The organism is Pseudomonas sp. Z003-0.4C(8344-21) (genome assembly GCF_900104975.1).
Lineage (GTDB): Bacteria > Pseudomonadota > Gammaproteobacteria > Pseudomonadales > Pseudomonadaceae > Aquipseudomonas > Aquipseudomonas granadensis.
The window spans coordinates 6,063,168-6,076,800 of sequence record NZ_LT629756.1 but is presented as its reverse complement, the minus strand read 5'-3'; the positions used below and the strand labels follow the sequence as shown (position 1 = coordinate 6,076,800).

13 protein-coding genes are annotated in these 13,633 nt (G+C 59.5%); 5 read left to right on the top strand and 8 right to left on the bottom strand.

The window, feature by feature from the left end:
* Positions 1-20: 20 nt before the first annotated feature.
* Positions 21-404, bottom strand: coding sequence for a PaaI family thioesterase (locus tag BLU24_RS27325; protein ID WP_093106213.1), 384 nt, complete (start codon positions 402-404; stop codon positions 21-23).
* Entirely contained in the window at positions 404-2,728 is a 2,325-nt protein-coding gene (locus BLU24_RS27320; RefSeq protein ID WP_093106208.1) for a Tex family protein, read from the bottom strand. Before BLU24_RS27320 ends, BLU24_RS27325 begins: the two co-directional genes overlap by 1 nt.
* A gap of 358 nt (positions 2,729-3,086) precedes the next feature.
* Between BLU24_RS27320 and ompR the strand changes: the two genes are divergently transcribed.
* On the top strand, positions 3,087-3,827 hold the full coding sequence (gene ompR / locus BLU24_RS27315) for an osmolarity response regulator transcription factor OmpR (protein WP_090288291.1): 741 nt from the start codon (positions 3,087-3,089) through the stop codon (positions 3,825-3,827).
* A 112-nt stretch (positions 3,828-3,939) separates the two neighbouring features.
* Positions 3,940-5,253, top strand: coding sequence for an ATP-binding protein (locus BLU24_RS27310; protein ID WP_090288293.1), 1,314 nt, complete (start codon positions 3,940-3,942; stop codon positions 5,251-5,253).
* Between the two features lie 89 nt (positions 5,254-5,342).
* Here BLU24_RS27310 and rimK read toward each other — a convergent pair whose 3' ends face one another.
* From rimK to rimA, 3 genes are read right to left on the bottom strand one after another with little or no spacing between them, the layout of a single operon-like run.
* Positions 5,343-6,248, bottom strand: coding sequence for a 30S ribosomal protein S6--L-glutamate ligase (rimK, locus tag BLU24_RS27305; protein WP_007949201.1), 906 nt, complete (start codon positions 6,246-6,248; stop codon positions 5,343-5,345).
* Positions 6,245-6,724 (bottom strand): retropepsin-like aspartic endopeptidase RimB, encoded by a 480-nt coding sequence (rimB, locus tag BLU24_RS27300; RefSeq protein WP_090288295.1) that lies wholly within the window; start codon positions 6,722-6,724, stop codon positions 6,245-6,247. Before rimB ends, rimK begins: the two co-directional genes overlap by 4 nt.
* A gap of 16 nt (positions 6,725-6,740) precedes the next feature.
* A complete protein-coding gene (gene rimA, locus BLU24_RS27295; protein WP_093106204.1) occupies positions 6,741-7,523 on the bottom strand; it encodes a S6 modification regulatory phosphodiesterase RimA in 783 nt (260 codons plus the stop codon).
* 116 nt (positions 7,524-7,639) lie between these two features.
* Here rimA and BLU24_RS27290 point away from each other — a divergent pair, with 116 nt between their 5' ends.
* Positions 7,640-8,047 carry an RNA-binding S4 domain-containing protein gene (locus tag BLU24_RS27290; RefSeq protein WP_090288299.1) on the top strand — a complete coding sequence of 136 codons (408 nt, stop codon included), beginning with the start codon at positions 7,640-7,642 and terminating at the stop codon, positions 8,045-8,047.
* A 146-nt stretch (positions 8,048-8,193) separates the two neighbouring features.
* Here BLU24_RS27290 and BLU24_RS27285 read toward each other — a convergent pair whose 3' ends face one another.
* Entirely contained in the window at positions 8,194-8,994 is an 801-nt protein-coding gene (locus BLU24_RS27285; RefSeq protein WP_093106199.1) for a phosphatase PAP2 family protein, read from the bottom strand.
* Between the two features lie 105 nt (positions 8,995-9,099).
* On the opposite strand from BLU24_RS27285, the gene hslO reads away from it, so the two are divergent.
* Together hslO and BLU24_RS27275 are read left to right on the top strand one after the other, a co-directional pair.
* Complete coding sequence (gene hslO / locus BLU24_RS27280) at positions 9,100-10,002, top strand: Hsp33 family molecular chaperone HslO (RefSeq protein ID WP_090288303.1); 903 nt, start codon at positions 9,100-9,102, stop codon at positions 10,000-10,002.
* Between the two features lie 181 nt (positions 10,003-10,183).
* The gene (locus BLU24_RS27275) at positions 10,184-11,725 is read left to right on the top strand and encodes a phosphoenolpyruvate carboxykinase (RefSeq protein WP_090288305.1); all 1,542 of its coding nucleotides are present in this window, start codon (positions 10,184-10,186) and stop codon (positions 11,723-11,725) included.
* An 86-nt stretch (positions 11,726-11,811) separates the two neighbouring features.
* Here BLU24_RS27275 and BLU24_RS27270 read toward each other — a convergent pair whose 3' ends face one another.
* A complete protein-coding gene (locus BLU24_RS27270; protein ID WP_093106195.1) occupies positions 11,812-13,074 on the bottom strand; it encodes a type II toxin-antitoxin system HipA family toxin in 1,263 nt (420 codons plus the stop codon).
* Positions 13,071-13,565: a helix-turn-helix domain-containing protein gene (locus BLU24_RS27265; RefSeq protein WP_093106191.1), complete on the bottom strand. Its 495-nt coding sequence runs from the start codon at positions 13,563-13,565 to the stop codon at positions 13,071-13,073. The genes BLU24_RS27270 and BLU24_RS27265 overlap by 4 nt, the downstream gene beginning before the upstream one ends.
* Positions 13,566-13,633: the final 68 nt, after the last annotated feature.

The window sequence follows — 13,633 nt, the reverse complement described above, 5'->3', positions numbered from 1 at the left end:
CTCAAAATGATGGCCAACATCTACAGGACAGCGAAGGTGCCTTGCGCTTTTGCGACCAGTTTGTCGCCCTGCATCACCTCGGCCTCGACCACCAGCGTGCGCCGGCCCGGGTGGATCACCCGCGCCGTGCACAGCACCTCGCCGTCGGAAACGGCGCGGATGTAGTTGATCTTGCATTCGATGGTCGCGCTCTGCTGATCGAAACCGTGGGTGCTGGAACAGGCCAGCCCCATGGCAATGTCGACCAGGCTGAACAGCGCGCCGCCGTGCAGTTTGCCGCCGCGATTGCGCAGCTGCGGCTCCAGCACCAGGGCGACTTGCGCCACCCCGGTTTCCAGACTGTGCAGGCGGCAGCCCAACAGCTTGAAAAAGGCGCTCTCGACAAGCCCGGCCGGCAGCTCCATCAGCGTTTCTTCAACTGTTTGGCGTTGGCGAATAGCGAGGCCATCGCATTGTTCACCGGCGCTGCGGTGACGGTTTCCTTGCGTGGCGCGTTGTTCGACGGCTGGCGTTGCGCCGAGCCCGGACGCGAGCCACGGGCGCCGTCGATTTTCTCGCCCGGCGTGTCGCCCATGCGCATCGATAGGCCCACGCGTTTGCGTGGGATGTCGACTTCCATGACCTTCACTTTCACCACGTCACCGGCCTTCACCGCTTCGCGCGGATCCTTGATGAATTTTTCCGACAGCGCCGAAATATGCACCAGACCATCCTGGTGCACACCGATGTCAACGAATGCGCCGAACGCGGTCACGTTGGTCACCACGCCTTCGAGGATCATGCCCAGTTGCAGGTCCTTGAGATCTTCGACGCCTTCCTGGAATTCGGCGGTCTTGAATTCTGGACGCGGATCGCGGCCGGGTTTTTCCAGTTCCTGAAGGATGTCGGTCACGGTGGGCAGACCGAAAGTTTCGTCGGTGAATTTCTTCGGATCGAGACGCTTGAGGAACGCGGCATCGCCGATCAGCGAGCGAATGTCACGGTTGGTTTCGGCGGCGATACGCTGTACCAGCGGATACGCTTCCGGGTGCACCGCGGACGAATCCAGCGGATTGTCGCCGTTCATCACGCGCAGGAAGCCGGCGGCCTGTTCGAAGGTTTTCTCGCCCAGACGCGCGACTTTCTTCAGCGCCGCACGGGTCTTGAACGCACCGTGTTCGTCGCGGTGTGCGACGATGTTTTGTGCCAGTGTCGCGTTGAGGCCGGAGATGCGCGCCAGCAGCGCCACCGACGCGGTGTTGACGTCAACGCCGACGGCGTTCACGCAATCCTCGACCACTGCGTCCAGACCCCGCGCCAGCTTCAGCTGCGATACGTCGTGCTGGTACTGGCCGACACCGATGGACTTCGGATCGATCTTCACCAGCTCCGCCAGCGGATCCTGCAAGCGACGAGCAATCGACACTGCGCCACGGATCGACACGTCGAGATCGGGGAACTCCTTGGCCGCCAGTTCCGATGCCGAATAAACCGATGCGCCCGCTTCGGACACCATGACCTTGGTCATCTTCATCGCTGGATATTTCTTGATCAGCTCGATCGCCAGCTTGTCAGTCTCGCGGCTGGCGGTGCCGTTGCCGATGGCGATCAGGTCCACCGAATGCTTGGCGCACAGCGCGGCCAGAATGGCGATGGTCTGGTCCCATTTGTTGTGCGGCACGTGCGGGTAAACCGTGGCGTGATCGAGCAGCTTGCCGGTCGAATCGACCACGGCCACTTTGCAACCGGTACGCAGGCCCGGGTCGAGGCCCAGGGTCGCGCGCGGGCCGGCCGGTGCGGCCAACAGCAAGTCATGCAGGTTGTGCGCAAACACGTTGATCGCTTCGGTTTCGGCGCCATCGCGCAGCTCGCCGAGCAGGTCGGTTTCCAGATGGGTGTAGAGCTTGACCTTCCAGGTCCAGCGCACCACTTCGCCGAGCCATTTATCCGCCGCGCGGTTCTGGTTCTGGATGCCGAATTGCTGGGCGATCATGCCTTCGCACGGGTGCATGGTGCCCGGCAGTTCGTCGCCGACCTTCAACGCAGAGCTGAGGATGCCTTCGTTGCGGCCACGGAAAATCGCCAGCGCGCGGTGCGACGGCATGCTTTTCAGCGGTTCATCGTGTTCAAAGTAATCGCGAAACTTGGCGCCTTCCTCTTCCTTGCCGGCGATTACGCGGGCACTGAGGGTGGCTTCCTGTTTCAGGTAGTTACGCAATTTCTCCAGCAGGCTGGCGTCTTCGGCGAAGCGCTCCATGAGGATGTACTTGGCGCCTTCCAGCGCAGCCTTGACGTCCGCCACGCCTTTTTCGGCATCGACGAAGCGCGCGGCTTCGGCTTCGGGGGCCAGAGTCGGGTCGTTGAACAGGCCGTCGGCCAGTTCGCCGAGGCCGGCTTCGAGGGCGATCTGGCCCTTGGTGCGGCGCTTCTGCTTGTACGGCAGGTACAAGTCTTCGAGGCGGGTCTTGGTGTCGGCGAGCTTGATGTCGCGCTCAAGGGCCGGGGTGAGTTTGCCTTGCTCTTCGATGCTGGCGAGGATGCTGATGCGCCGTTCGTCGAGTTCTCGCAGGTAGCGCAGGCGCTCTTCCAGATGACGCAACTGGGTGTCATCGAGGCTGCCGGTGACTTCTTTCCGGTAACGGGCGATGAAGGGAACGGTAGAGCCTTCATCGAGTAGCGCGACGGCCGCTTCGACCTGTTGTGGGCGTACACCGAGTTCCTCGGCAATGCGGCTGTTGATGCTGTCCATAAAACCACCTGACATAGTGTGAAAGCAGGCTCGCGGGCACGGAAATAAAGGCCCGGAGTCTGGTTGAACGGCTAGAGAATTGCCGCTGCCTGGATCAAGAGGCAGCCCATTGACCCGTGAAATCGAACGATTACTGCGCGGGGCGGGGAAAAAAGCCTGCCACCTGCGGTAACGATTCAGACGTTGCCTGGCACAAAACGCCGCGCATTATAACCAGCGTTCTGTCGTTCGGGGGCGTTGCAGTCTGTAGGCATAAACCCCGGTTTTCTGGCAGTGAAGGAAAAATCTGCTAACAATGCACACGGTGCGTATAACGGCAGCTACGCCATAATGCGCGCCGAGCTAAAAGGAGCATCCAATGAGCAGCACTGCACAAACTGCTGAAGGCGAAAAAATTCTCATCGTTGACGACGATCCGGGGCTGAGCAGCCTGCTGGAACGTTTTTTCGTCAGCAAGGGCTACCGTGCCCGGACCGTACCGAACACCGAGCAGATGGATCGTCTGCTGTCGCGTGAAGTGTTCAATCTGGTCGTGCTCGACCTGATGCTGCCGGGCGAAGATGGCCTGACCGCCTGCCGCCGTCTGCGTGGCGCAAACAATCAGATCCCGATCATCATGCTCACCGCCAAGGGCGACGAGCTGAGCCGCATCAAAGGCCTGGAACTGGGCGCCGACGACTACCTGGCCAAGCCGTTCAACCCGGACGAGCTGATGGCCCGGGTCAAAGCCGTGCTGCGTCGCCAGGCTGCCCCTGTACCGGGCGCGCCGGGCAGCGAAGACGAAAACGTCACCTTTGGTGATTACGTGTTGTCGCTGGCGACCCGCGAACTGAAGCGCGGTGACGAAGTGCACATGCTCACCACCGGTGAATTTGCGGTGCTCAAGGCGCTGGTGATGAACGCCCGTCAGCCGCTGACCCGCGACAAGCTGATGAACCTGGCCCGTGGCCGCGAATGGGATGCCCTCGAGCGTTCCATCGATGTGCAGATCTCCCGTCTGCGCCGGATGATCGAACCTGATCCGTCCAAACCGCGTTATATCCAGACCGTCTGGGGCGTTGGTTACGTGTTCGTACCGGATGGCACCGCCAGCAAGTGATCGGTGATTTGTAGGAGCGGGTCTGCAGGGCGGGTCGAGAGGTCACGTCCGCAGACTCGCAATCCGCAATATGCGAGCATTGCTCGCTCCTGCAAGTGTGTAGCGGTTAAAGATGAAAACCCCCGTCTGGTTCCCCCAAAGTTTTTTCTCCCGCACCCTCTGGCTGGTGCTCATCGTCGTGCTGTTTTCCAAGGCGCTGACCCTGGTTTATCTGTTGATGAACGAGGACGTGCTGGTGGATCGCCAATACAGCCACGGCGTCGCCCTGACGCTGCGTGCCTATTGGGCCGCCGATGAAGAAAACCGCGCGAAAATCGCTGATGCCGCGACCCTGATCCGCGTGGTCGGCGCCGGTGTGCCGGAAGGCGAACAGCATTGGCCGTACAGCGAAATCTACCAGCGGCAGATGCAGGCGGAACTGGGCGCCGATACCGAGGTGCGCTTGCGCATGCATTCGCCGCCAGCGTTGTGGGTGCGCGCGCCAAGCCTGGGCGATGGCTGGCTGAAGGTGCCGTTGTACCCGCACCCTCTGCGCGGTCAGAAAATCTGGAACGTGCTCGGCTGGTTCCTCGCCATCGGCCTCCTGTCGACGGCCTCGGCATGGATTTTCGTCAGCCAGCTCAATCAGCCTTTGAAACGTCTGGTCTATGCCGCGCGCCAACTCGGTCAGGGCCGCAGCGTGCGCCTGCCGATCAGCGACACACCGAGTGAAATGACCGAGGTTTATCGCGCCTTCAACCAGATGGCCGAAGACGTCGAACAGGCCGGACGCGAGCGTGAGCTGATGCTGGCCGGCGTGTCTCATGACTTGCGCACACCGTTGACCCGCCTGCGGCTGTCGCTGGAATTGATGGGCGACCGCAACGATCTGACCGATGACATGGTCCGCGATATCGAAGACATGGACGCAATTCTCGACCAGTTCCTCGCGTTCATTCGCGACGGACGCGACGAGTCGGTGGAAGAGGTCGATCTCAGCGATCTGGTGCGTGAAGTTGCGGCGCCGTACAACCAGAACGAGGAGAAGGTGCGCTTGCGCCTGGAGCCGATCCAGCCGTTTCCGCTGCGTCGGGTATCGATGAAACGTCTGCTCAACAACCTGATCGGCAACGCCTTGAACCATGCCGGCGGTCACGTCGAAGTGGCGGCTTACGTGTCCGGAGACGTCAGCGCGCCGTACGTAGTACTGAGCGTGATGGACCGCGGCGCGGGGATCGATCCGTCGGAGCTGGAGGCGATCTTCAATCCGTTCACCCGTGGCGACCGTGCACGGGGCGGCAAGGGCACCGGGTTAGGCCTGGCGATCGTCAAACGGATTGCTTCGATGCATGGCGGCAACGTCGAACTGCGCAATCGGTCCGGAGGTGGACTGGAGGCGCGGGTGAGATTGCCGTTGGGATTGATGTTGCCGCGGGATGCGGTATAGAAGCAGCTGCAAGTTTCAAGCTGCAAGCGGCAAGCGGCAAGCAAGAGCGACTTTGCTTGCAGCTTGCCGCTTGCCGCTTGAAGCTGGCTTCAGCCCTTACCCTTGGTCCGGGTCATATTCGGCCCGCCATTCTTCTCAAGATGCTCGATAATGATCCCCGCCACGTTCTTGCCGGTGGTGGTCTCGATCCCTTCCAGACCCGGCGACGAATTCACCTCCATCACCAGCGGCCCATGGTTGGAGCGCAGGATATCCACGCCCGCCACCGCCAGGCCCATGACCTTGGCCGCACGCAACGCGGTCATGCGTTCTTCCGGGGTGATCTTGATCAGGCTGGCGCTGCCGCCACGGTGCAGATTGGAACGGAATTCACCCGGTTTGGCCTGGCGCTTCATCGCCGCAATCACCTTGTCGCCGACCACGAAACAGCGGATGTCCGCGCCGCCCGCTTCCTTGATGTATTCCTGCACCATGATGTTCTGCTTCAGGCCCATGAACGCCTCGATCACCGACTCGGCAGCGGTCGCGGTTTCACACAGCACGACACCAATGCCCTGAGTACCTTCCAGCACTTTGATCACCAGGGGCGCGCCGTTGACCATGTCAATCAAGTCGGGAATGTCATCTGGCGAGTGCGCAAAACCGGTCACCGGCAAACCGATACCGCGGCGCGACAGCAGTTGCAGCGAACGCAGTTTATCCCGCGAGCGGGCGATGGCCACCGATTCGTTGAGCGGGAATACCCCCATCATTTCGAACTGGCGCAACACCGCGCAGCCGTAGAAAGTCACCGACGCGCCGATCCGCGGAATCACCGCATCGAAGCCTTCCAGCGGTTTGCCGCGATAGTGGATCTGCGGCTTGTGGCTGGCGATGTTCATATAGGCGCGCAAGGTGTCGATCACCACCATTTCATGCCCGCGCTCGGTTCCGGCTTCGACCAGACGGCGGGTGGAATACAGACGCGGATTACGCGACAGCACAGCGATCTTCATGCAACACCTGTGGAAAAGGTAGATACCGGGAACACCGGCTTGTCTTGTACATATTTGATGCCCGGATTGACCACCAGGTGGCCATCGATCAGGGCTTTGGAACCGAGCAACAGGCGATAGCGCATGGACTTGCGGCAGGCGAGGGTGAACTCGACCCGCCACACTCGATCGCCCAGGGCCAGGGTGGTGCTGATCACGTAGCGCACCTGCGCATGGCCGTTGGAGCTTTTGATGGTCTTGCGCGTCACCAGCGGCGCTTCGCAGCGACGATGACGCAACTGCACCACCGTGCCGAGGTGCGCGGTGAAACGCACCCATTTCTCGCCGTCACGTTCGAACGGCTCGATGTCGGTGGCGTGCAGGCTGGAGGTGCTGGCGCCGGTGTCGATTTTCGCCCGAAGGCCGGCGACTCCCAGATCCGGGAGCGCCACCCACTCGCGCAGACCGACAACGGTCAAATGATCAAATGTCTTCAAAGAAAGAAACCAACGATTAACGCGTCCAGGCTTCAGGTGTGACCTGGGCCAACGCTTTGAATGCAGGTCTGGCGAACCAGTAGCCCTGCATCAGAAATATTCCACAGTCCGCCAGGAAATCCCGTTCACCGGCGCTCTCGATACCTTCGGCGATGACTGTAACGTTCAACTCCGCACAGATTGTGACAATCCCCCGAACGATCGCCTGACGAACACGGTCGCGATCGACATCACGGATCAGCGCCATGTCGAGTTTGATCAGGTCCGGTTGGAAATCCGCCAGCAGATTGAGCCCCGAATACCCGGCACCGAAATCGTCGATGGCGGTCTTGAAGCCGAATTCGCGGTATTCACGCAGAATATTGGTCAAATGGCGATAGTTATCTACGTGCTCGCTTTCCAGGGTTTCGAAAATCAGCCGGTCGATCGGAAAATTGTGTTTTTTCGCCGCCTCCAGGGTGCTGCGAATGCATAACTCTGGACGATAGACGGCGTTGGGCATGAAGTTGATCGACAAGTATGTCTGCATGTTTAGCGCTGCCGCGCCTTCGATGGCGCGGGTCCGGCAGAGCTGGTCGAAGCGGTAGCGGCTTGCTTCTGTAACCTGATCTAACACGGACATCGCGCCTTCACCGGCGACGCCGCGCACCAGCGCTTCATGGGCGAACACCGATTGGTCGCGCAGGTCGACAATCGGTTGATAGGCAAAGGCAAAATCGAAATCCAGCGGCTCGCTTTGCTGGCAGCCCTGGCAACCGCTCTTGGGCGCGGTCAACGAAGAGGGGAAAATTGTAGTCACTCGAACACTCCATGCCGCATAGCCGGCCTAGATCACAGTCTATCTGGAGGGCCGAGTTCTTGCGCCCGACAGAAACGGTAGTACAGTTCCGACTACTGGCTGAACGAGGAATTCATATGGCGCAAAAACAGGAAGAGGACGACAAGGTCCGTCTCGACAAGTGGCTGTGGGCAGCGCGCTTCTATAAAACCCGCGCGTTGGCGAAAGCCGCGATCGAAAGCGGCAAAGTGCATTGTCGTGGTGAACGCTGCAAGCCTGGCAAAGAGCCGCGGATTGGCGACGAATTCCAGATTCGTACCGGTTTCGAAGAGCGCACTGTGAGGGTTGAAGCGTTATCGATTGTGCGGCGCGGGGCGCCGGAAGCCCAGACGCTTTACAGCGAGACCGAGGCGAGTATTGCCAAGCGCGAAGCCGCAGCAGCGATGCGCAAAGCGGGGGCGCTGGGCGTCAGCACCGACGGCAAGCCAAGCAAGAAACAGCGGCGGGATTTGTTCAAGTTTCGTGGCAGCAGCAACAACGATTAACCCGAGGTTTGTGCTGTCAGTGCCGGCCTCATCGCCAGCAGGCTGGCTCCCACATTGACCGCATGATGCTCAAGCAACTCGGTTTACTGTGGGAGCCAGCCTGCTGGCGATTCGAGTGCGCAGCACTCGCTGAAGGCGACGCGGAATCACGCGCTACGCACCACACTCATCCGCGCAACCACCGGCAACTTGCCGAGCAACGCAAAAATCGGCGCAGTCACCTTCAGCCAGAAATTTGCCGCGTGATAAGCGAACGGCGTGTAATAACCCCAACCCAACGCCCACACCGCCAGCAATACGCCGCCGATGTAATCGTCCTGACCCCAATGCGCACCGGCCACCAGGCGCGGCAACATGAACAACAGCGCCAAGCCCCAGACCGTCAGAAACTGGCCCACCGTGCGGCTGAACACCGCCATGAACAACGCCCAGATCAACAGCACCGAAGCGTGATCACCGGGAAAACTCTGCCCGGAGCGGTCCTTCAGCTCCCAGGTCTTTTCCAGATGCGGGAAGTAATCGCTGATATGTACCGCGCCTTCAAGGACCATCGATGGGCTGTTGTGCTGCCAGCCCATGTGATCGGCGAATCTGGAAAACAGCGCGCGGATCACCACCATCAGCAGCAGGATCGAGAAAAAACCGAAAAATGCGCGGCGAACGTCGATCGCCTTGAACACCCAGTCGCCCTTGATAAGCAGCGTCAGCAAAATCAGACCGACAACGATGTCGAACGGGCGCAGACTTGCAATTGCCCAGATGTGGAGCCATATCGGGTTGCTGGCCAGTGGTGTGTTGAGCGAGCGGAACAGCCGCTCGTCGAAAATCACACACAGCATCTGGCCTGTAGGCCATAACCAGAAAGCCAGTAGCGCCAATGGCACTACGTTACACAGAACCAGCCGGCCGAGGTTCCACCTTGATTGGAACAAACCCGGATTGTTCATAAAATGCCTCCCATGGCCAAAACGCCGGCACCAAAAAGGGTGCCAAGAAGCGCAAATTTTCACGTTTTGTAATCATTTTGTCATCACCTTCAGATACCCGGACCTATGACCGACCTAACGGATACCGATTTCACCCAACGTTTCATCTTCGACGACAGCGACACTCGCGGCGAACTGGTCGCGCTCGAGCGCAGCTACGCCGAGGTTCTTGCCAAGCACCCGTACCCGGAGCCGGTGGCGCAGTTGCTCGGCGAATTGATGGCGGCGGCATCGCTGATGGTCGGCACTTTGAAGTTCGACGGTCTGCTGATTTTGCAGGCGCGCTCCGAAGGGCCGATTCCGCTGCTGATGATCGAATGCTCCAGCGAACGCGAAATCCGTGGCCTGGCGCGCTATGACGCCGAGCAGATTGCCGCGGACGCCACCCTGGCCGACCTGATGCCCAACGGCGTACTGGCCCTGACCGTCGACCCGACCGTTGGCCAGCGTTATCAGGGCATCGTTGATCTCGACGGCGAAACCCTGTCGGATTGCTTCACCAACTATTTCGTCATGTCGCAACAGGTCGGCACTCGCTTCAAACTGTTCGCCGACGGCCGTCGTGCCCGCGGCATGCTGCTGCAGCAATTGCCTGCCGACCGCTTGAAAGACGAGGAAGATCGCGCCGCCAGTTGGCAGCACCTCACCGCGCTGGCCAGCACTCTGGGCGCCGATGAGTTGCTCAGCCTGGACAACGAAACCGTGCTGCACCGCCTCTATCACGAGGAGCAAGTGCGCCTGTTCGATGTGCAGCATTTGCGCTTCAACTGCAGCTGCTCGCGGGAACGCTCCGGCAATGCGCTGGTCAGTCTTGGGCTGGAGGATGCGCTGGCGCTGGCGGCTGAACAGGGCGGCAAAGTGGAGATCGACTGCCAGTTCTGCAATCAGCAGTACGTGTTCGACTCGGCCGATATCGCTCAATTGTTCGCTGGCGCGGGTGTCGACACGCCGTCAGATACCCGGCACTAAAACGGTTCAGCGCAGGTAAATTCACTGCGTAGCGACGGAATTTCGCCGTTACGACGGGAGGACCCTACTCTTTTTGGGCTTTTCTGGCATAATCCGGCCCACTTTTTTCGCGGTAGTAGTGCACGACTTTCTACTACAAAACGTTTGGAGCACACTCGGCCACTGGCCGACGGGGAACCTCATGACGCAAGCCAATAACGCCGTGTACACCGATCTGAGTGTTGATGATCTGGTAAAAGAAGCCCTGCAACGCGGTGAGGGCGAGCTTGCCGATACCGGCGCTCTGGTAGTCCGCACCGGTCATCGCACCGGCCGTTCGCCAGTCGACCGTTTCATCGTTGAAGAGCCTTCCACCCAGGCTGCAATCGCCTGGGGCCCGATCAATCGCAAGTTCCCGGCCGACAAGTTCGATGCCCTGTGGGCTCGCGTAGAAGCCTTCAACAATGCGCAAGAGCACTTTGTCTCCCACGTGCATGTAGGCGCTGCGGAAGATCACTACCTGGCCGTGAAAATGACCACCCAGACTGCCTGGCAGAATCTGTTCGGTCGTTGCCTGTTCATCAATCCGGCCCAGTACAACCCGGCTGGTCGTGATGAGTGGCAAGTGCTCAACGTGGCCAACTTCGAGTGCGTGCCTGAGCGTGACGGCACCAACTCCGATGGTTGCGTGATCATCAACTTCGCGCAGAAAAAAGTCCTGATCGCTGGCATGCGTTACGCCGGTGAAATGAAGAAAGCCATGTTCTCCGTGCAGAACTTCCTGCTGCCGGCCGCTGACGTGCTGCCGATGCACTGCGCTGCCAACATCGGCGAAGAAGGCGACGTGACCCTGTTCTTCGGTCTGTCGGGCACCGGTAAAACCACCCTGTCGGCCGATGAAAGCCGTTACCTGATCGGTGACGACGAACACGGCTGGGGCGAAGGCGTGGTGTTCAACATCGAAGGCGGTTGCTATGCCAAGTGCATCGACCTCTCCGAGAAGAACGAGCCGGTCATCTGGAAAGCCATCAAACACGGCGCGGTGCTGGAAAACGTCGTCATCGACGACGCCAAGCACGCCGACTACGCCGATGTCAGCCTGACCCAAAACAGCCGTGCTGCTTACCCGCTGGAACACGTGGCCAAGCGGTCCGAGAAGAACCTCGGTGGCGAGCCGAACGCGGTGATCTTCCTGACCTGCGACCTGACCGGCGTGCTGCCGCCAGTGTCGATCCTCAACGAAGAACAAGCGGCGTACCACTTCCTGTCCGGCTACACCGCACTGGTGGGCTCGACTGAAATGGGTTCGGGCAGCGGCATCAAGTCGACCTTCTCCACCTGCTTCGGCGCACCGTTCTTCCCGCGCCCGGCTGGTGAATACGCAGAGCTGCTGATCAAGCGCATCCGCGGCTTCGGCTCCAAGGTCTACCTGGTCAACACCGGCTGGACCGGCGGCGGCTACGGCGTCGGCAAACGCTTCAACATCCCGACCACCCGCGCGGTGATCGCAGCGATCCAGAGCGGCGCACTGATCGGTGCCGCCACCGAACACCTCGACACCATCAACCTCGACGTGCCACTGGCCGTCCCGGGCGTCGACACCGTCCTGCTCAACCCACGCAACACCTGGGCTGACAAGGCCGCATACGACGAGGCTGCGAAAGCACTGGCCGGTCTGTTCATCGAGAACTTCAAGAAGTTCGAAGTGAGCGACGCGATCAAGGCTGCAGGGCCGAAGTTGTAAGATTGGTTTGTTGTGAATGAAAAAGCCGCCCTTTAGGGGCGGCTTTTTTGTGGGTGGTGTTTCGGGATTCATTGGGCTTAACTTTCTTAATCATGAAATGCACTGATCATTTTTTCTTGCTCGCGTCTCGATAGCCCTAGCGTGTCTGCCAAGGCCGACCATTGCTTGATCGTTTCTTGAAAGTTCTCAATGATTTCCTTTGTATCGCTGCGACTGACGCGAAAATACTCTGCTACTTCCCTCGCCAGCTCCAAATCCAGCGCATTGTCAGAATCAGTGATGCTCAGCTTCAACCCATCCGCGTGTGCCACCGGATTCATGTCGTAGGCTGCCGACAATCGCCATCCCCGACCAGGATCCAGAATAAAACCGTGGTTTCGCAGGTGGTCGTCAGTGTTGGAGACCAGGATGTTGAAGACGATTCGTGACCACAGTTCGCGAAGGTCTGCATTGGGTTCCGAGCCGTGTTCCATGATGACTTCCGCCAACTCTAGATAGCTGGCGCCGGTTGAGGCGTCGTCCCCGTCCACGCGGTTCGTCATGGTCATGGCTGATGCGAAGTGGTGTCGGCCACGGTGTTCGGTTCGGTCGAAACGCTTCACCAGGAAGCAGTGGTGATCGCTTGCGTAGCGTCGGGCCATGCCGGTGGCAACACGTAGGCCACAATTGACTGCCAAAGCGTTTACTACAAATTCCCAACCACCTACATCGTAGTCATCTCTCGTACTTGGGAATTTGGCGATCCACAGTTGGCCGAACTCGTCGACGACGCTGGCTTTCGGCCTGGCGCCGCCCAGCGAGCCGCCTGGTGCGATGAGCATTCTTAGCCATTCGCGGCCATCGAGGGCTGTGTTGTCCCTATCGTTTTCCAGGGCGAGACTTGCCTGTTCCAAGGCACGTAGCTCGACAAAGGGTGGGGCGGCAACACCGTCGCGGTCGTCGAGGAAGTTGCCTTCGTCATTAAGTTTGTAGCGAAGGGCGCCGACGCGGAACAGGTCGTGCACGCCAAGCAGGTAATCGGATTCAAACAACTTGCTGTTGCGGGGAAGCAAACCGTCGCGAATGTCCCTCTCCAGACGGCGCTTCATAAGCATTTGGCCCCAACGATCAGGACTCGAGTCTGCAAAGACGCCAAAGCGGCTCTGATGTTCTCCGGGGAATTGGCGGCCTTCGAAGGGGCCGATGCGCGGGTCCAGGGTTATGAAATTCAACTCGGGATCGGCCAGCGCCTTGGGGTCGTATTCAAATTCGAACACGTTGGTGTTGCGTGTTTTTCTTGCATGTAGAAATCCGAGGCGTCTGGCGCCTTTCAAGGACTCCCAATCTGCATAAACAGCAATCAGCGTCATTCTTCACCTGTTGGGGGGCCGGCCTTTTTCTTCTTGTTCAAGAGGCTGGAGAGTGAGTGTGTGTTGAGTGGGAAGTCAGCCGGAATTTTCGTGGTAGTGGCGGCATCGGTAACGTTTGAAGTCCCGAGGTATTCGGATGCGCCCTTTTTTACCGCACTGGCTGCTCGTACTCGCTGGTTTTTTTTTACTGCGGATCGTGTTGCAGGCATTAACTGCGCATCCTGCAACTGGCGTCCCATCTCATCGGCTGCAGCGAGTTTGTTCAGATCCTTCTCCAATCCCAACACTTGCATGACCGAAAGGTAGGCGCCGATGGTTACTCCTGATCGTCCCGTCTCCACATTGCGCAAGGTTGTCAGTGACATGCCAGATCGTTCGGCGACTTGCTTGGCCGTCAATTTGCGGCGCAGGCGAGCCAGCTTCAGGCGTTCGCCAAAGTCGACCAGAAGTCGAGCAGTGGAGGGCAAAAGCGGCGCTGTTTTCTTGGCCATGTGGCAGTATTCCTTCATTTTTTAAACTTAACTGCCATAATAATATCACTTAAGCGGAAGGATGCTTG